The organism is Shimazuella sp. NTD248, from assembly GCF_059510395.1.
Map to the genome: position 1 here is coordinate 170,151 of NZ_JCAJZT010000004.1, position 18,747 is coordinate 188,897.

The window sequence follows — 18,747 nt, forward strand, 5'->3', positions numbered from 1 at the left end:
CACTGCTTGCTTTTTTTTATGGAAAAAATTAGAGCAAGGGGTTTTCGAGTATGATTGCAATTGATTTTAAAGATTTTCATTTACATACAAATCAAGTGGAAGAGATATTGGTTGCAAAAAGTTTGGATCATGTGAAGCCTCTGCTTGAAAAAGTAGAATATTTATGGAGAAAAGGGTTTTATGCAGTTGGGTTTGTTTCCTATGAGGCCGGCCCTGCTTTTGATCCAAAGCTTATGGTGAATAAAGATAATAAATTACCACTAGCATGGTTTGCTGTCTTCCGAGAACCTGATCATAGGACAAAAAATGAACTTGAAGATTACCAAGTAGGCAAATGGAAGCCTGACTGTTCGCAGGAAACATATCAGCAAGCGATTCAGACGATACATGCTGCCATCGCAAGAGGAGATACTTATCAAGTAAATCACTCCATTCGGATGCAGGCTGAGTTCCACGGAGATGCATGGGGGTATTATAGGCACTTAGCGAGGTTACAATCCGGGTATAATGCCTATTTGGATACTGGAGATTATCAAATATTATCTGCGTCTCCAGAGCTCTTTTTCCGCTGGGAACAAGACCAGTTGATCACTCGCCCGATGAAAGGAACAGCAAAGAGAGGGCGTTATCAACAAGAAGATGAACTTCGGGCAAAACAGCTGCTAGCATCTGCAAAAGACCGCGCGGAAAACTTGATGATCGTGGATTTGCTGCGAAATGATCTGGGCAAGATTGCAGTGCCCGGAACCGTTCATGTTCCTGATCTATTTACAGTCGAACGATATCCTACTCTCTGGACAATGACATCTACCATTAAAGCAAAAACGCCACCCGCCACAACGTTAACAGATATATTTACAGCACTCTTCCCTTGCGGCTCGATCACAGGTGCACCCAAAAGAAAAACAATGGAGCTGATCACTTCTTTGGAGCAGTCTCCAAGGGAAGTATACTGTGGGACGATCGGATATCTGAAGCCAGGGGCAGAGGCAGTTTTTAATGTGGGTATCCGCACAGTTTTCATTGATCAGAAGCGAAGCAAAGCGACCTATGGAGTAGGTGGCGGGATCACTTGGGATTCCACAAGTGGCGGGGAGTATGAAGAGGTCATCACCAAAGCGAAAATATTAGCGTCAAAACCATATACCCATCAGTTACTGGAAAGCATTTGTTTGAAAAATGGGATATATCCCTTATTGGAGAAGCATTTGAGTCGCATGTCCGAAAGTGCAAATTACTTTGCTTACGCTTTTCCAGAAGAAGAAATAAGGTCACAATTGGCTTTGGTGTCCAGCAAAAACCCAGCTGGAGTATACAAAGTACGTCTGCTCGTTTCATCTGAGGGAGAAATAGAAGTACAAGCAGAAGCATTACAGGACATCGCACAGCCTGTCCTCACAACACTAGCAAAAACTCCTATTTCTAGTCAGAATATATTTCTCTATCATAAAACAACCAATAGGAAGATGTATGAGGAACAAAAAGCAGCTGGCTATTTTGATACCTTGCTGTGGAACGAAAGAGGAGAACTCACCGAGTTTACGATTGGAAATGTAGTACTAGAGTTAGATGGAAAATTGGTAACACCATACCGAGATGCTGGGCTTTTGGCAGGGGTAATGCGGGCGAGTTTGCTGGAATCTGGTGAAGTGGAAGAGAGAGTTATGTATCGAGAGGATTTAGAGCGGGCTAGTTGTATTTGGTTAGTTAATAGTGTTCGTGGTTGGATAAAGGTGAAATTAGTTTATGGTAAGTAAAGACTATGATTTTTAATTTTTTATTCATATATGAATGGAGTTCTTGAAATAGGAGATCACTTTAATTTTAATTAAGAAATTAACAAGAAAAAAAGGCCATATAATGTGGCCTCCTCTTTTTATAGAACTAAATGTAATCATAATTGAAATTTGCTATTTTATTTAAGTTGAAAATTAATATGCAATTTATATAGAACTTCTATAAACAAAGAAGCGTATTGTAAATCGGGGTTGTGCGGTGTTTCTACACCGCACAACTTTTTTTACTGAGATCCCGCTTTATTAGGAGCGGGTGGTACTGCCGTCTTCAGCCGGGGGCTCCTTGCCCTCCTGCTTGGCGATCTCGGCGGGGGCATTTGCCACGTCCTGCCTCACCTGAGGTTCCAGCGACGAGTTGCCTGCGACAGCCGCCGAATACCAGTTTGCTGTGTTCTTGTCTTCGATAGACATTTTTACAGCTCCCAGTCGGTTGTGAGTGGATTCCGTTTACCACTCCCAATCCATATTTTATATAAAAGTATTATACATTTCAATCTTCTGGTTTTGAATATAGATAGGCGATTTCAGTAATCCATGGGTTTTCTCTTTATTATTATGATTTATCCTAAATAAGTGTTGATTATATCGGGGGTTGTGCGATAGTTTGCACCCCGCGTAACCTTATTTACCGAGATTTCTCAGCTACCCGCGGTGTGTGACACCTTCTTCTGCCTCCGGAGGCTTCGGGCTCTGCTCCTTATGCATGGCCTACCGTGCCAGATATGGTCTCCCTGACGCAAAAAAAGATTTTACAGGACAATTATAAACGGTGGAAATCGCAGGAAATAACTGGTGTTTAGTTTATGAAGCTTCTAAATTTAAAGAAAAACACTTTTTATAAAATCCTCAAGGAATTTGAAAACGCACAAGGTGATATGTTGGAGGTTTCATAATGGATATTGAACAAAGTCACCGTTTTGAATAACAAAAAAATGGAGTGGATACAACATTGAAAAAATTATATAAGAATGGTTAAGAAATTCACCTCTGTTTCATTCCCATCAAGAAGCGAGTAATTATTTAAAACAAAAGTTTAGCAGTGATTTGTTTTTTTGTCTTGGCGAGGGTAATGAAGTATATCACTATCATCTTTTATATGACTAAGACATCTATGTTAAATATCAAATTCAATTGGAGGATGATGATGAATATGAATATAACAATCTGGAAAAACCTTTTGATGAAACATATCAGCACATTCTAATAAAAGAGAATGGGGATATCGGTATTAACTGTAGGCGTCCTAGAGGGTCTTTCATCCATCACTGGGCCCATTCATTTGGTAAAAACACTTCCATAAATGAGTAAGGTACTGATTTAAGGGTAGAACCAGCATCAGGCGCCTGAGGGGTAACGTAACCATATAATGGAACCCGGGTAAATCCCGCATTTTTTCCCATCCCCCCGAAATAAATAAGGATTCCATTAAATGGAACCTATGTGACTGATCGCAGCAGGAACCCTGTCACTGGGTGTAAAAGTAATGAATCGATCCCAATCCCTCCTATATTTCAGCGTGTATCGCATTCTTTTTATTTCTATACTTTAGTCTTTTTCCCCAAGGTTTTAAGTAAGTAGCAGCAGTTATGAAAAGTAAAATTCCAAACACAATTATGATTCCAGTAAATATCATCTTCTGACTTTCGAGATAGTCAGGATTTTGTGCGGGATGAATCCCCTTTTTAGAGAGCATCATTAAGGATTTATGAATCCAAGAACCTATAAAAGTACTACCAAATAGGATAGTTGTTAGATTACCTACCCATTTGATTATTACCCAGTAATAGGTCGTCAAACCCCATGTTCCGATAGCTAACCAAATCCCTGTCGTCAAACTCCCAAGTGCACCAGGAATAATTAGAAACCAATCAAATGACTCCATGAAATAGTGAGCTGCATAAATAAATTCACGGTCATTTGCACTCGTTGTAATAATCGTCAAAAACAAAATTCCCAAAACACCTGTGAAATACATAATTACAAAAAGGACATGAAAAAAAACCCACCATCTTTTTTGTTTTGCATTGATTTTAATTAATTTTTTTCTTCCAAGAATCAAGATTGGTACCGTCAAAATAATTACAGACAATAATGTCCAAATAAGACTCATTAATAATTCAGCCATCCCACTCGCTCCAGTACTAGTTTTTTGGTATCTAATGAATTAATAATTCCATTATAAGAAAACATTACTGACACCTCCTGTCAGCAATGTCGAGAAAGATATTTTTGCAATACCTGTGAAAATAAATGAAGCTTTTCTTTGAGGGTTCTCTTCACAGAAAACACGCCATCTCTTCTATTTTTTTTTTCCTAAAGGAAGAATAGCGTTTTTTTCAGTTTGAGGAATTTTAACTTGATGGGCATGGGTTCTGCCGTGGAAATACCCCTTAAAGCTGGAGATTGTCCACCTCAACGCCCATCTTGGAAGCCTCGATGTCATTGAAAGTTTGGCCGATGGACAGACTTGCTCCAAGATTCATTTATCCAGTTGACAAATGAATCATACGCCTTTATAAGAATAGAAAGAGAGAATGGTCAAACTTTTGATCTCGTACATGATTCTTTTTATATCCTACATCTAAAAGAGGATTCCATAAAAATGGTCTTTACCATTACACATGATGACCCTATGAAAATGATGGAAGATCAAGGTTTTTCATCAGCTGAGTAGTAAATCGTATCAAAGGTCTGATCGTCGACCACTAGCTATTCAATGAGGCCCAGTAACAGAGTTCATAACATTACAGTAATTGGAATTTATCTGACTGATTATAGCAGCAACCCTGTCACTGGGCCTCTTACTCCCGGTAAGTTGTGAGTGGATTTCTTTTACCACTTCTGTATATGATTCTAAATAAGGTTAATATAAATCACATAAATGAAAAAATAATATTAAAAATATTGAATTATTAACCTTTGGAGTTTAACATATGTATTTGATTTTGTAGAGAAACATCAGTTATTTCATATAACAAGGATCTAAAATGTAAAAAAGTAATCATTGCAAGAGATTGGAACTAAAAGATGTGAATAAAAAGTTGGGCTGGATACTCGTGATAGCATCCAGCCTTTTCAGCTCAGAAATCGTCGTCTCCAGTCTGAGGGTCACCGCCAGAGGACGGGACATCGGTGGAGAAGCTGCGATTGTCTTAACCTGATCGTCTTCTTTTTCATTTTATTTTTTTTTCACACCACGAACTAAAATCGATTTTAAACAGAAAGTATCAACTGCCCCATCAGTTTTATAGGTAATAGAAAAAGTATCTTTTGCTGAGGTTGATGCGGATTGAAATAAATGCTGCAACTTATGTTTTGCTGCTTCTGGTGTAGCAGAACGGGCTACCCAAGTATCATAATGAAGTGGAATAGCCCATTTAGCGATTTCTTCATAGGTCAGCTCATTTTTTCGAAAGAAATCCCTCCATTCTGCCAAGGAATATTCTCTAACATGAGAAGGATCACGTGTCTGATCGACTTCATTCACAAATTGATCCAGTTCTTGATCATTTGGTGCATAGTGATCTACTAGCAGAAATACTCCACCTGGTTTTAATACTCGACTGATTTCCTTCATTGCTTTTTCAATGCTGGGAAAATGATGAGCGGCAAGCCGGCAGGTGACAACACAAAACGTTTCATTTGCAAAGGGAAGTGACTCCACATCTCCCACTTGAAAGTGTACATTTTCTACTCCTTTATCTTTGGCAAATTGATTCGCAACGTTTACCATTTCAGGAGTAACATCAACCCCTATACATTGCATGGCAATATCGGCAAAGGCTATTGCAGTGTGTCCTGCTCCTGCTCCGATGTCTAACAGTGTTTGAATACGGGGAATGCCAACAGCATGTTTCATTTTTTCTAAATCTTTCCCTGCTGCAAATACTTTATCATCTCGATATTGCTCAGGATTTTTTGCAAATTGTTCAGAAGCGGATGTCATCCTATTTCCTCCTATGCAATGGATCATTTTTCCTTATTTTATAAGAAGATTGTTCATAAGTCGAAGATATAGATATAATCAATACCATAGTTTTTACCTATGGAGATGGTCAGCATGGAAATGCGCGTTTTACGTTATGCATTAGAAATATATCGACAAAAAAGTTTTACCAAAGCGGCACACTGCCTGCATATTGCACAACCCTCACTCAGTCAGCAAATTGGAAAGTTGGAGAAAGAAATAGGAGTAACTTTGTTTTATCGGACAAGAAATGAAGTAGAGCCTACTTCCGAAGGACTCCAGTTTATGAAGCGGGCAGAGAGGATCGTGCAAGCTCATGATGATCTTCTGCGTGAGATGAAAGATCATAGAGAAGGGATTGGATCTACCCTGACCATAGGAACTCCTGCTGTCACAGGAGGCTATGTTTTGCCTCCGCTTATTCAAATGTATTTGGAAACATACCCGCAAGTTGAAGTAAAGCTAGTAGAGGATACACCAGCGAAATTAGAGCAGTTGATCATCGAAGGAAAAGTAGACCTTGCAATTCTGTCATTGCCTGTAGAAAATGAAAAAATAACTACTCAACCTATGGTGACAGAGCCGCTTTTTTTAGCGGTGCCAAGAAAAGAACAGAGTTGGATGTCGGAAAAATTACGTAATGTGGTGCAGCATGCTGGAAAAAAAGCGTATCAAACAAAAAAGATTAATATAAAAGATGTCCAAGAAACACCTTTTATATTATTAAAAGCAGAGTATGGTTTTCGTCGTATCGTATTGGATTTGTGTGCGGAAGCTGGTTTTCAGCCACGAGTTAGTTTTTTGACGAGTAATATGGAGACAGCCCAATCGTTTGTAGTTTCAGGCTTGGGTGTTACGATTGTTCCATTGATGGTAACAAGAGAGCGGACAGATATGTTATATTTTCTGCTAGAAAGGGAGCTGACTCGTACGTTGGTTTTCGCCTATAAAGAAGATAGATATTTGAGTCATGCTGCACGAACTTTTATGGATATTTATGAAACGAAGACGAGTATGTAAAGAAGAAATATACAACTGTTGATAGATTATATTTTGACTATATTGAATTGTGTTAATATAATAATACAAGATGGGAGAGGCCCATCCAAAGCACCCCAAGGAGGGTGTATGTTTATGGTTACGACGGACCTCCAGGCCAGCCGATGGGCCAAAGGAGTCGGAGACTGGGGCTGGAACCAGTGGCCGTCTCACTCTTTTTGGGCAAGAATTATAGCATTGAGAGCGAGAAAACCCACGGTTTTAATCGTGGGATGAAAGCGAGTGTTGGAGGTGAAGGAAATTTTTTTACCAGTCCAACTTTTGAAAAAAGCAATTTTACAAACAAGTATTCGCATGGTGATATATGTCTAGTCGCAACAAACGAAAACCAAGTTGTTCGCGGCAAGGAAGAATTCAATATTCGTAAACCGTGGGGCATACGGGGTTAGCTTGGTAATGAAATAGTCATAAGGCTATCGTCCCAAGAATCCAACGGCTTTAGCTGTGTGGAGTTGTCAAGATGTTGCTTCCATGTCTTGGGTAGAAGAAGATAAAAAATTGCATAACTAAAAACTCCGTTTATCTCAAAAGGATAAACGGAGTTTTATTATGAAGTTGCAACAGTTCCCTCTGACGGTGCATCAGCTAATGTTTCTTTATTGCTAAAAATACGTTTCCACCAGACAGCTAGTTGACGGTAATCTTTATCGAATAACAACATACATTCACAGCCGATCATCACCCAAGAGAAATCCACAAGTCCCATGGAGACCGCAATTCCGATATGGAGGAGACAAGCGGAGAAGATGGCAAAGTATTTGGTATATCGATTGAGCAGTAAAAATGGAAATGCTACTTGGAAAATGGTCGTCGCATAGGTTGAAAAAATTAACAACGGTTCGTATTTCCATAGTAAATCATTTATCCCTGGAGTGTAGAATTCTTGCACACGGCTGGCATAGTAGAGAGCTGTACCATTTTGCCACAGTTCGCCCATGATTTTATAGCTGCCAGAAGCAAAATACATAAATACGAGCTGAATCACACAAGTAATCCATGCAAAGTTATGAATGATGGCTACAAAATCGCGGATACCTTGATTGTCGCGAATTTTGGCAAAGACCTTCTTTTTACGCCGTTTTCTCCACCATGCATCTACAGAGAAATACGCATTTGTTTTGGCAAAGATCAAATAAACGAGCAAGAGTCGCAATACATTGTCTCCACCGTGGGTAATACTGTAATCCCGTGTGTAGATGGAGAACATCAAGATGGCCATTAAGACTCCCATAATACGGGTTTGGAAACCGATGATATAGAGTATGCTGACAGCAATCCCACCGAAGATGACCGCGTTCACGACCCAAAGGTCAGGACCCAAGTCAAATAAGGTATGTATGTTATTGCTTTCTGTAATTTTTTGATAGGCTTCATAAGAAACGATTCCATTTGGCCCCCAAAGCAGAAATCGAGTGGGGATATTGAGTGCCAGCTCATACAACATGGCAACACCGAATATAATGCGAACCAAACTCAATCCAATCAGAGATTGTTTGGTAGTGAGAAAATTGATAAGTCGGTTGATCATGTTTTACCACCTCCTGCATTTACACTGGAAGGTTCCCACCAGTTGCTAGGGTAATAATAGATTTTTCCTGCTGAATCAGGCTTGTCCCTATTTGCATAGTCAGGAAATTTGTTAATCACCGCACGCAGCTGTATTTTGTTAATAGTTCCGGGAACTGTAAATTTCTTCGTGTCTAGTACATATTTCACATAAGTCTGCATGGAACGAAAAGCGCTTTCTTTATCTTCCTTTTCTCCCCATACGAAGTCACTGATCAATGAACTTTGAAATTCGGAGAAGCGAGCATTTGTGGAAAAACGATTGGATTGCAGTTCTCTGATAACAGGTAAGGTGATACTTTTCCAGTCCGTTTCTCTTGTAGCTCCTTGGTTATCAACGTACTGAACACGGATATCCAAGTTAGCTTGCTGGCTTGCAGGATTAGGAGCAAATAGTTTCCAATTTTGAGTAAATAACGGATTCATATAGCCAATTATCGTATCCCAGTGTTTGCTTTTAAATGGATTTGCGGGGGATAAGTAGATAAAAGTAAAACTAAAATGAACCAATAAAACGATCGACAATATCGCACTTGTAGTAAAAACGAGTATTTTTCGTGACAAGGAGTTCTCTCTCCCTTTTCTTAAAATAGCGTAATATAAAAATAACACAAATTTGCAAAAGGAAGTAGTAGAATGAATATGTCAAGTATAGGCAATCCGCTAGTTTTAAAAGTAAGGAATGCGGGAATTCAAATAATGGACAAATTCAAAGGGGATGACATCCTATGTCAACCGATACAAAAATAGATGCGACAGGTACATATGTGCTATTTGATGGGGTATGTAATGTTTGTAACAACTGGGTAAAGTTTATTATCAAACGTGACCCCAAAGGAATTTTTAAGTTTGCCTCTCTACAATCAGAGGAAGGTCAGGAGATCTTACAAGCTCATAATCAAAAAATCTCACTAGATTCTATCGTATTTGTTCAAGATGGAAAAGTATATACGGAATCAACTGCTATCTTGCAGATATTTCGAAAATTAACAGGTATGTGGAAAGTATTGTCTGTGTTTCAAATCGTGCCGAAATTTATTCGAGATTCATTTTACCACTGGTTTGCCAAAAATCGCTATCGCTGGTTTGGACAGCAAGAAAGCTGTATGATCCCTACACCTGAGATACGTCAACGTTTTCTATAAAGAAAAAGACTTAGATTCTCATGAGGAATCTAAGTCTTTGTTTCTTTCAATCGCTTACTGAGCAAGATGTGAACCCAAAAGAGCGATCAATCCTAATATAATGTTATAACTTGCATGAGTGATCATCGTGAGCGTAGTACTGTGACGTTTTCGAAGTATCCCCAGAGTAATGGCGAGTATAAATACGATGAGGGTAGCGACGCTCCATCCATAATTGGCATGGATCAAGGTAAATAAAATACTTGTATAGATCAATCCAAACTTTGGGAGCATCGCACCACGGAATATCAGTTCTTCTCCTAATGCAGCAGCTAATCCTAATGTTAAAATACCAGGTATCGTTCCAAATAATGGTCCTAACTGTTGATTGGTGATTTTGTCCACATTTGGGTCAATCCCAAAACCTATGATGCTGGCTATTTGTTCTAATAAAATGTTCACAAGGACAAAGCCGATGGCAAACGATATGCCTATAAAGAGCATTTTCCAAGTTGGCCGGATAAGACCAAGACGAGCTAATGTTTCTTTTGTACCTCGTTTTTGGAGCCATCCGACCCCAAATAATGCGATCAAAGCAAGCAAAATATCTTGAGTCCACAAGCTGGCTATGGTTGTTCCCTCGGTTGTATTTTGGATTAGCTGTTCTAGGGAAAAAGCAGTTAAAATATAAACATGAAAGACAATAAAACTGAGACTGAGGGAAATCGTATGTACATCATTATCAGGTTCTATCGATATCGAATGACTGATCAGTCTGCGTATTGGCGGGATAAAGACCAATAGTGCAGCCACAGAGACGATGAATAGTGCTAAAGACTGCAAAACATCCTTTTCATGGATGCGATCCAGATGTAAAAGTGCGGTTGCATTGGAGATAGCCACCAGCCCATATGCAGCGATGATAATCGTAAAAATAATACGTGTAATCCATTCATATAGTTTAGGATGGGTATCTCGGTGTTTGATTCCAAACTGGAGAAAATAATAGACAAGTAAAAAAGGCGCGACTTGCAATGCAATATCTAACACAAATGGGGTCCCCTTCTAAGATAGATTTGATGTTCCTTTCCACTCGCTTATAATTATGTTACAATCAATTGACTTATGGTTAAAAAATGGGAGTGAGAAAAAATGCTGGATCGACTCCAGTCCATTCATAATCGTTATGAAGAGCTTAGTGCATTATTATGTGAACCTGAAGTGATAAATAATCCAAATAAATTACGCACATATTCGAAAGAGCAGCGTGATCTTGAAGCACAAAACAATGCCTACTTGGAGTATAAACAAGTAATAGAAGGCCTGCAAGAAGCTAAGGCAATGTTTGAAGAAAAGCTGGATGACGAGATGCGTGAACTCGTTAAAGCAGAAGTCGATGAATTGTCTGAACAAAAAGAGCAATGGGAAGAACAAATCAAAATTTTGCTCCTTCCAAAAGACCCGAATGATGATAAAAACGTGATTGTTGAAGTCAGAGGGGCAGCAGGTGGAGACGAAGCTGCATTGTTTGCTGCTTCTTTATATCGGATGTATGGACGATATGCGGAACGCCATGGTTGGAAAATAGAAGTTTTAGAAGCCAATTCAACTGGACTCGGCGGGATGAAAGAGGTTGTGTTTTCTATTCAAGGCCAAGGAGCTTACAGCCGTCTAAAATACGAAAGCGGAGCACATCGTGTACAACGCGTACCTTCGACAGAGTCCGGTGGAAGAATTCACACCTCTACTGCTACTGTTGCAGTATTGCCTGAAGCTGAAGATGTAGAAATTGAGATTCATGATAAAGATTTGCGGATTGATACATTTTGTTCGAGCGGCCCTGGAGGACAAAGTGTAAATACTACCAAATCGGCAGTTCGAATCACACACATTCCTTCAGGTATCGTAGTATCTTGTCAAGATGAGAAGTCGCAAATAAGCAACAAAGATAAAGCGATGCGCGTATTGCGTGCTCGTCTTTATGATATGAAACAGCAAGAAGAGATGGCAAAATACGCAGATGCAAGAAAATCTGCGGTAGGTACTGGAGACCGCAGTGAACGTATTCGTACGTATAATTTTCCACAGAGCAGAGTGACAGACCATCGGATCGGTTTGACTCTGCACAAGCTGGACATGATCTTAGATGGTGATTTGGAAGAAGTCATCGATGCTTTGATCTTACACGAGCAGACGGAGCAATTAAAATATGCACAATAACACCATCCGGGAAGCCTTTCATCAGGCTTCCTCTTTTTTGAAGCAAAAGGGAATAGACGGATTATTTGAGGCAGAGTGGATGCTTCGCGAGTTACTAGCAGTTGATCGAGCGTCTTTTTTTCTTTTGTGGGACAAGACATTGACAGAAGAACAAACAGCTGTGTATCAAGAATGGGTGGAACGCAGAGCATCTCATGAACCATTGCAATACATTTTCGGCAAAGCCGATTTTTACGGCCGGCCTTTTCGTGTTACACCTGATGTTCTCATTCCTCGTCCAGAAACAGAATTGTTGGTGGAGCATGTCATCCATAAGGCAGATGCTCTCTATGATGATCTGCCGATTCGTGTGGTAGAAGTAGGTACAGGCAGCGGCTGTATTGCCATTACGTTGCAGTTGGAACGCCCTCACTGGTCCCTTACTACTATCGATCTATCAGCAGATGCACTGCGAATTGCGAAAGACAATGCAAAACTGCATGGAGCAGCGGATAAAATTACTTTTTTACAAGGTTCTTTTTTAGAACCTGTGAGAGAAGAAGTCGCTGATGTCATCGTTTCCAATCCTCCTTATATCCCTTCAAAGGTCATTGGTACATTGGATCAAGAAGTTAAGCATTATGAACCTCATCTTGCCTTAGATGGAGGGGAAGATGGAATATATCCCTATCGAAAAATCATTTCTCAAATAGCGAAAATGCCTGCTAGAGGAAAGCGATTGATAGCATTTGAGATTGGAGATGAGCAAGGAGAGCAGGTAGCAGATCTTGTACAACAATTGCCTAAAAGTAAGGATGTAAGAGTATTACAAGATATGAATGGCAGAGATCGGTATGTGTTTGGATTGATTGATTGAACAGAGTTTAGACAGGAGGATATTATCCTGCTGTCTTTTTATGTCTTGTAACTTGTATTAGGTAGTGTTGCTTAGGAAATGATTCATATTCGTATACTTAAGTTGGAACAACGAATATACCCAAATATGGGGTTCAGGGGAGATACATGTAATTTTAGAACATAAGCTGTTTAATATTTCCATGTGCAATCTAGACATAATATCTAAAGATGAACCTTGTGCCAGTCGATGGCATGCCAAGTTTATCTCTTTGTGGGAGGATGCACCAGTCACTGAAACCGCGCCTGCGGTTTGGCGATCCGTCATCTGCTTTTCCTCCTTTCATAAGTTTGCCAAATCTTTCGTGATGAAAGACCGGATGGAAGTCTGCCCGCTTTCGCATAGGATGATGTTGTTAAAAAAACGCAATCCTTATTCATTCCATTACAGAATGACGTTTGCTTTCTCCATCTTCCTTTACCTCCAGTTTCATCAGGTCGACTTACGTCTTCCCTTCCTTTACAGGGAAACTGGAGGCTTATCACGTTTCACATCAGTACACAGATGGGGCCTATCCACCGATGACTTTCGTGTCTGCGTCTAGGGAAATAGGAACCCTAGCTCCTAACCATTTACCTTTTGGTTCGAGCCCAGCATCTTTGGCTCGTTGTGTATCACGACGTTTACCAGCAGTTCACTTACGTTAACCATACCATCTATCCCTAGCTCCTAACCGCTTTGGTGCTAGCAGTCATGTTAAATCCTTACGGTTTAGACATCATCCTATGGATGCGGCTACATTGTCCCGAAAGCTTCAAACCTTTAGATTACTCTATACGCATGTTTCGGTAGGGAACTGAGAGCAGAATCTCAGGTGGAATCGAAATGTCCCACAGCTACTGATGCGACTTCGTGTCGCACCCTAAAATTACACGTATCTCCCCGCAACCCCATATAGAGGTAAAACGGAGGAAAATAGTAACAGGTCACTTTTGTCATCAAATATAAGATTAATGATATAAAATTTAATATAAGGGATATAAAAGGAGGGGAATATGGAAGTTTTTGAACCGTATCTTGCTAGGATCGACAATCCCGAACACCGCTATCGGACAGAGGAAATCTTATCGTGGATTGCTACGAAATACCCTCATCTCAAACGACACATTAAATGGAATACACCCATGTTTACTGATCATGGCACCTTTATTATCGGCTTTTCCACAGCAAAGCATCATCTAAGCATTTCACCCGAAGAAGCAGGTATTACGAATTTTGCGGATGATATCACCCAAGCTGGCTATAGTGCTACCAAAGGCTTGTTCCGAATTCCTTGGAATGAGCCAGTAAACTACGAATTGCTGGAGAAAATGATTGCATTTAATATTCTGGATAAAGCAGAACATACGAATTTTTGGCGGAAATAATACATCAATAAAAGGGGATGACCCAAAAGCCTAAATAGCAAATGGACTGGGATTTCCAGTTTTCATGATGGAGTACCACCAAGGTGTTACCTTACATGATTCAGTAAAATGGGTTGCTAGAGCTTGTGAGAATGGCAAAGCAATTTATATTGGTTGTTTCACCAACCAAGGAAAATGCCATATGTGTTAGAGAATATTTCTATTGATATGAATGATCAGGAAACAAAAAAGTTTACGGAATTCATATTCCGTAAACTTTTTTATATCCAAAAGGTTGCATTCGGTTTACAGAATGATTCATCCAACGCAATTTGGCATGCCTCGTCGAAGGTGCCTATATAATATGCAAATTTTTTAGGATAAGCATTTTGATAAATCATATACGATCCTTCTCTTTGATTATAAATGGGCTTTTCACCTAAAAAATGTGTACGAATCCTTTGATTAATAGGTAAATATCCCCAGGCTATGTGTCGGGTAGGTCAGGCTCCTTTCAGAGCCGTTCCCCCCTAAGAACCGTACGTGAAAGTTTCCCGTCATATGGCTCAAGCCTTTCAAACGTTCTTTGAGGAACGCGGTTTCTCAACGGTTAGATTAAGGTTATGAACTTGTCTATGGCAGTTAGGATGTAGAAGGACTCTATTGGGGTTCAGGGGAGATACATGTGATTTTAGGACATAAGCTGTTTAATATTTCCATGTGCAATCTAGACATAATATCTAAATTGTTTAAAGTGTAGATAGTGCTATATTGAAGGTACCAGCAGTAAGTCTACTTTATGAGCGGAGGAGCAACTGTGTCTGAGAAAATCGTGAACGGTGGAGTATCCCTCTATGGTTTCATGGTTCTCCCTGATCCGCTCACTCTCTGGCGGGGTGTTGCATGAAAAATGCATAACACCCCGCCAGAATGCTTTTATAGAGATAAGAACCACCGTTTTAAGATTGATTGGTAAATATTCCTATGTCTCATTTTTACATGTATCTCTCCGCAACCCCTAATGCATCAAGAAAAGTTCCTATGGGAATGAATAGAAGTAACTTGAATCAAAGAGCGACTGAAAATGGAAAATGAAAAAAGTAACTTTTTACTCTATATGAACAAATTCACTAACAGAAATATCCAAATGTAATTTTAAGCAATAATAAGTAAACGTTTTACTTCGGAAAAAGGTGCTCCTTTCTAAGCTTGAGCATAAATCCATTCGGTGAGTCTCTGTTTTCGCTTTCTGTGAAGAAACGAAAGCCCTTGCGAAACGTGGTTATGTCCCGCTCGTTCGCAATAGATGTAAGTGAGCAACAAGAGCAAGAGAAAACGATGAATCGCAGTAACATCTCGAATCTGATAACGATCCATGGCAAGCTTAATGAAGAAGCAAGGATTCCACAGATAGCGATACATCGGTACTCAAAAACAATCGAAGGGATTTTGGCATCACCAAATAAATTTCCCCTCTGGCCAACAGAAGAGAACAACCGCATTGGGGTTGTCATGTAGGGCCTAGAAGAACCAGCAGCCATGTCACAAAGTGTGATTTGCCCAAATAAATGACAAGAACGTCTACTGATAAATGGGAGGATTTTTGATGGAAAAGGTACTTATTCTTGGTGCAAGTGGTCTTGTAGGTAGTGCTTTGATCGAAGAATTGAAAGTTAGATTTGAACTGTATGGGACGTACTTTTCATCGTTATCCAATCTCCCCTTTCATCATCAGTTCCAATTAAATGTTCAGCAAATCGGGAAGATGAAGGAAATGATACAAGTAATTAAACCTGACTTTGTGATTTCTTGTTTAAGGGGAGATTTCGATCATCAATTTAAGTTTCATGAAGAGTTGGCTAAGGTGTTACGAAATAATAGTTGCCGTTTGTATTACTTTTCTACCACAAATGTATTTGATGGAGATCTTTCAAGACCCCACACAGAAATAGATATACCTATTTCTGAATCAGATTATGGGAAATTTAAAATAAAATGCGAGAATATGCTAAAAAAAATATTGGATGAGAGAGTGATGATTATTCGAATTCCCGCTATATGGGGAAAAACTTCTCCCAGATGGAATTTAATCAAAGAAAGCATAAAAAATGATAAAGTAATAGATGTATATAGCAATCTTGTATGTAATAATCTGTCAGATGCTCATCTAGCAAAACAACTACGATATATTATGGAGAATGAGCTAAAAGGAATATTCCACTTAGGTTCAGTAGATATGGAAACACAGGGAGAATTTTTCGGGCAAATCATAAGTAAACTTGCGAGTGAAAAAAATATATTGCGACATGTTTTATATCAGGATAAAGCTGATAACTTTTACTTTTTTTTATATTCTAATCGTGAGGATATACCAGCATCTCTACGATGTACAAATAAAGATATCATCTCGTACTTGCTAAACTATTGACAATTCTGTTATATCTATCTGTTATTTACAAGAAATTGAATAAAGGGGCAATCATAAGTATACTCGGATTATACAAGTTAAAAGCAAATTCTCAGAATTGTGGGGAACCCATAGAAGAGGAGCAATACGATGTTTGCTAAAATTGACGCCATGAGGGTGCAGTTACAAACACTTCGACAAAAAAATAAAATTCATCCCGAAACAGAAAATAGTATCAGAGAGAAGTTTATCGTAGATTGGACCTATCATTCGAATGCTATTGAAGGAAATAGCCTTTCTTTGATGGAAACAAGAGTAGTATTGGAAAGTGGAATGACAGTTGGCGGAAAATCGCTCAAAGATCATTTAGAAGCTATTGATCATAAAGAAGCAATCCTCTATTTAGAAGAACTCGCCCAAAAAGAAGAAAGACTGAGTGAGATGCATATCAAACACTTGCATGCCATCGTACTTGGACGGATTCGACCAGCGGATGCTGGGCGATATCGAAGTGTACCTGTGACGGTTGGTGATCATATTCCGCCACAACCATGGGAAGTACCAATTCAAATGGAACAGCTCATCCAACAATACCACGATCAGTGGAGTACCCTTCATCCTTTAGAACAAGCAGCTTACTTGCATTGTGACTTTGTCCGCATTCATCCTTTTATCGATGGAAATGGACGGACAGCAAGGCTCATTACCAATCTTGAACTAATGAAACATGGCTTTCCGCCTGTTATTTTGCCTGTCGAGGAACGAGTTTCTTACTATGAAACGTTGCAAAAATATGATGATACGAGGAATCCCGCTGCTTTCTTAGCTTTATTTACTAGATTGGCTGAAAAGTCTCTTACCTTTTATTTATCGGTTTGCAGCCCTCATTGAAGTTATGAATAGGAGAGGGGATTAGCGATAAGGGCTATTACAAAAGAATACAAATATACCCTGTATCTAAAAAAAATTCATGGAACTACTAATCCCATGAATTTTTTTTAGACGTTTTTAGTTTCTTAGAAATTTTCTGTGTTACTTTGCTAGATGAACCAATTAATGCTGAACAAATGCTGAATAGAGTTGTTCTAAAATCTCTTCTGGTGAATATCCCCTTACTTCCCTTTGAAATAAATAGAACTCGCTTCTTAAAGTTGTGAGTAGCATGTCTGTTTTAAAGACGCTGTTTTGGCTGCTTTCTTCCGTCATTTCATCGAATAACTCCACAAAGAATTGGTGTAATTCTTCGTATAAAGGGCTCTGTGTTCTCTTTTTCGACTGGTTAGTCGAATCGTAATTTTCTACACCTTTTAGTAATTGTGATTTCGTTTCTCTAAAGCGAATGAATATATGGAGAACCTCTTTTAATTTTGCAGCTGGCGACTCCTTCTTGTTATCCTTCAAATATGTTTCAATATCTTCGAAAAACAAAACGACATTATCTTTCATTAAATCTAAACATAATTCCCCTTTGTTTCGATAACGGCGATAGAGTGTTCCAGGACCGATCTGAGCCTCTGTAGCTATTCGATTCATGCTCACTTGTTCTACACCAAATTGGTCAAATAGTCTCATTGCCGTTTCTAATATACGCTGACGATTCTCAGCAGCATCACGTCGTTCGAGACGATTATTTTTTTTATCTAAGTCTTTCATGATCTTCACTCCTAATACGCTGACAGACATTGACAAACGGAGAGTTCTCCTTTTATAATAAGTGATAGAGTTCTCCGCTTAAGATTATCTTAATGAAAAGAGGATTGCAACAAATGGAAAAGCATATAGAAAAAGCAGCACTTTTGGTCATGGATATGCAAAATGGGATTGTATCTCGTTTCGCTCAAAACAAAGAATTGTTAGTTCCAGTTCAGAAGGCTGTGGCAAGTGCACGTGAGCATAATATCTCGGTTATTTTTGTACGCCTTGGATTTAGTGAAGGCTATCCTGAGATAAGCCCGCAAAATAAGACATTCTCAAATGTTTCCAAATATGGAGGAATGACTACTTTAGATGAAGCAGCGCAAATTCATGAATCGGTTAAACCTGTTGGAAATGAACCTATAGTTACGAAGTATCGGGTGAGTGGTTTTGCCGGAAGTACGCTCGAAATGATCCTCCGTTCCCAACAAATAAATACGCTTATTCTCAGTGGAATTGCAACAAGTGGTGTGGTGTTGTCGACATTGCGTGAAGCAGCAGATAAAGATTACGCTTTAACAGTGTTGAGTGATGCTTGTCTTGATAGCGATCCTGAAGTTCATCGTGTCCTAACGGAGAAAGTATTCCCTCGCCAATCCGAAGTTATCACCGTCGATTCTTGGATCGACACATTGAATGAAGTCTAGGGTACTACTGAAGGAAGGAATAGTT

At 39.3% G+C, this 18,747-nt stretch carries 20 protein-coding genes and 1 pseudogene; 13 read left to right on the top strand and 8 right to left on the bottom strand.

Annotated elements, in window-relative coordinates:
• The first annotated feature begins 50 nt into the window (after positions 1–50).
• Complete coding sequence (gene pabB, locus AC5WOE_RS10445) at positions 51–1,757, top strand: aminodeoxychorismate synthase component I (protein WP_496050132.1); 1,707 nt, start codon at positions 51–53, stop codon at positions 1,755–1,757.
• Positions 1,758–2,039: 282 nt separating this feature from the next.
• Here the strand turns inward: pabB and AC5WOE_RS10450 are convergent, their stop codons facing one another.
• The gene (locus tag AC5WOE_RS10450; RefSeq protein WP_496050133.1) at positions 2,040–2,207 is read right to left on the bottom strand and encodes a hypothetical protein; all 168 of its coding nucleotides are present in this window, start codon (positions 2,205–2,207) and stop codon (positions 2,040–2,042) included.
• Positions 2,208–2,557: 350 nt separating this feature from the next.
• On the opposite strand from AC5WOE_RS10450, the pseudogene AC5WOE_RS10455 reads away from it, so the two are divergent.
• Positions 2,558–2,689 (top strand): annotated as a pseudogene (locus tag AC5WOE_RS10455) (recombinase family protein); the annotation flags it as partial.
• A 611-nt stretch (positions 2,690–3,300) separates the two neighbouring features.
• Here the strand turns inward: AC5WOE_RS10455 and AC5WOE_RS10460 are convergent.
• Complete coding sequence (locus AC5WOE_RS10460; RefSeq protein WP_496050134.1) at positions 3,301–3,921, bottom strand: DUF2269 domain-containing protein; 621 nt, start codon at positions 3,919–3,921, stop codon at positions 3,301–3,303.
• 904 nt (positions 3,922–4,825) lie between these two features.
• Between AC5WOE_RS10460 and AC5WOE_RS10465 the strand changes: the two genes are divergently transcribed.
• A complete protein-coding gene (locus tag AC5WOE_RS10465; protein ID WP_496050135.1) occupies positions 4,826–4,957 on the top strand; it encodes a hypothetical protein in 132 nt (43 codons plus the stop codon).
• A gap of 17 nt (positions 4,958–4,974) precedes the next feature.
• Here the strand turns inward: AC5WOE_RS10465 and AC5WOE_RS10470 are convergent, their stop codons facing one another.
• Entirely contained in the window at positions 4,975–5,742 is a 768-nt protein-coding gene (locus AC5WOE_RS10470; RefSeq protein WP_496050136.1) for a class I SAM-dependent methyltransferase, read from the bottom strand.
• A gap of 114 nt (positions 5,743–5,856) precedes the next feature.
• On the opposite strand from AC5WOE_RS10470, the gene AC5WOE_RS10475 reads away from it, so the two are divergent.
• Together AC5WOE_RS10475 and AC5WOE_RS10480 are read left to right on the top strand one after the other, a co-directional pair.
• Positions 5,857–6,783 carry a LysR family transcriptional regulator gene (locus AC5WOE_RS10475; RefSeq protein ID WP_496050137.1) on the top strand — a complete coding sequence of 309 codons (927 nt, stop codon included), beginning with the start codon at positions 5,857–5,859 and terminating at the stop codon, positions 6,781–6,783.
• A 114-nt stretch (positions 6,784–6,897) separates the two neighbouring features.
• The gene (locus tag AC5WOE_RS10480; RefSeq protein WP_496052555.1) at positions 6,898–7,038 is read left to right on the top strand and encodes a hypothetical protein; all 141 of its coding nucleotides are present in this window, start codon (positions 6,898–6,900) and stop codon (positions 7,036–7,038) included.
• Between the two features lie 331 nt (positions 7,039–7,369).
• On the opposite strand, the gene AC5WOE_RS10485 is transcribed toward AC5WOE_RS10480, so the two are convergent.
• Together AC5WOE_RS10485 and AC5WOE_RS10490 are read right to left on the bottom strand one after the other, a co-directional pair.
• Positions 7,370–8,350 (bottom strand): HTTM domain-containing protein, encoded by a 981-nt coding sequence (locus AC5WOE_RS10485; RefSeq protein ID WP_496050139.1) that lies wholly within the window; start codon positions 8,348–8,350, stop codon positions 7,370–7,372.
• Positions 8,347–8,952: a DUF5819 family protein gene (locus AC5WOE_RS10490; protein ID WP_496050140.1), complete on the bottom strand. Its 606-nt coding sequence runs from the start codon at positions 8,950–8,952 to the stop codon at positions 8,347–8,349. Before AC5WOE_RS10490 ends, AC5WOE_RS10485 begins: the two co-directional genes overlap by 4 nt.
• A 164-nt stretch (positions 8,953–9,116) precedes the next feature.
• Here AC5WOE_RS10490 and AC5WOE_RS10495 point away from each other — a divergent pair, with 164 nt between their 5' ends.
• Positions 9,117–9,533: a thiol-disulfide oxidoreductase DCC family protein gene (locus AC5WOE_RS10495; RefSeq protein WP_496050141.1), complete on the top strand. Its 417-nt coding sequence runs from the start codon at positions 9,117–9,119 to the stop codon at positions 9,531–9,533.
• Between the two features lie 54 nt (positions 9,534–9,587).
• Here the strand turns inward: AC5WOE_RS10495 and AC5WOE_RS10500 are convergent, their stop codons facing one another.
• Entirely contained in the window at positions 9,588–10,562 is a 975-nt protein-coding gene (locus AC5WOE_RS10500; RefSeq protein WP_496050142.1) for a CPBP family intramembrane glutamic endopeptidase, read from the bottom strand.
• Positions 10,563–10,664: 102 nt separating this feature from the next.
• Here AC5WOE_RS10500 and prfA point away from each other — a divergent pair, with 102 nt between their 5' ends.
• Both prfA and prmC read left to right on the top strand, forming a co-directional pair.
• Complete coding sequence (gene prfA / locus AC5WOE_RS10505) at positions 10,665–11,732, top strand: peptide chain release factor 1 (protein ID WP_496050143.1); 1,068 nt, start codon at positions 10,665–10,667, stop codon at positions 11,730–11,732.
• A complete protein-coding gene (prmC, locus tag AC5WOE_RS10510; protein ID WP_496050144.1) occupies positions 11,722–12,588 on the top strand; it encodes a peptide chain release factor N(5)-glutamine methyltransferase in 867 nt (288 codons plus the stop codon). Before prfA ends, prmC begins: the two co-directional genes overlap by 11 nt.
• Positions 12,589–12,645: 57 nt before the next feature.
• Here the strand turns inward: prmC and AC5WOE_RS10515 are convergent, their stop codons facing one another.
• Complete coding sequence (locus AC5WOE_RS10515; protein WP_496050145.1) at positions 12,646–12,894, bottom strand: hypothetical protein; 249 nt, start codon at positions 12,892–12,894, stop codon at positions 12,646–12,648.
• 728 nt (positions 12,895–13,622) lie between these two features.
• On the opposite strand from AC5WOE_RS10515, the gene AC5WOE_RS10520 reads away from it, so the two are divergent.
• From AC5WOE_RS10520 to AC5WOE_RS10535, 4 genes are all read left to right on the top strand, one after another.
• Positions 13,623–13,994 (top strand): iron chaperone, encoded by a 372-nt coding sequence (locus AC5WOE_RS10520; protein WP_496050146.1) that lies wholly within the window; start codon positions 13,623–13,625, stop codon positions 13,992–13,994.
• Positions 13,995–15,257: 1,263 nt separating this feature from the next.
• Positions 15,258–15,491 (top strand): hypothetical protein, encoded by a 234-nt coding sequence (locus AC5WOE_RS10525; RefSeq protein WP_496052556.1) that lies wholly within the window; start codon positions 15,258–15,260, stop codon positions 15,489–15,491.
• Between the two features lie 88 nt (positions 15,492–15,579).
• Positions 15,580–16,401: a sugar nucleotide-binding protein gene (locus AC5WOE_RS10530; protein WP_496050148.1), complete on the top strand. Its 822-nt coding sequence runs from the start codon at positions 15,580–15,582 to the stop codon at positions 16,399–16,401.
• A 129-nt stretch (positions 16,402–16,530) separates the two neighbouring features.
• The gene (locus AC5WOE_RS10535) at positions 16,531–17,271 is read left to right on the top strand and encodes a Fic family protein (RefSeq protein ID WP_496050149.1); all 741 of its coding nucleotides are present in this window, start codon (positions 16,531–16,533) and stop codon (positions 17,269–17,271) included.
• Positions 17,272–17,433: 162 nt separating this feature from the next.
• On the opposite strand, the gene AC5WOE_RS10540 is transcribed toward AC5WOE_RS10535, so the two are convergent.
• Positions 17,434–18,033, bottom strand: coding sequence for a TetR/AcrR family transcriptional regulator (locus tag AC5WOE_RS10540; RefSeq protein ID WP_496050150.1), 600 nt, complete (start codon positions 18,031–18,033; stop codon positions 17,434–17,436).
• 113 nt (positions 18,034–18,146) lie between these two features.
• Here AC5WOE_RS10540 and AC5WOE_RS10545 point away from each other — a divergent pair, with 113 nt between their 5' ends.
• Positions 18,147–18,722, top strand: a complete 576-nt coding sequence (locus tag AC5WOE_RS10545; RefSeq protein WP_496050151.1) for a cysteine hydrolase family protein — start codon at positions 18,147–18,149, stop codon at positions 18,720–18,722.
• The last annotated feature ends 25 nt before the right edge of the window (positions 18,723–18,747 follow it).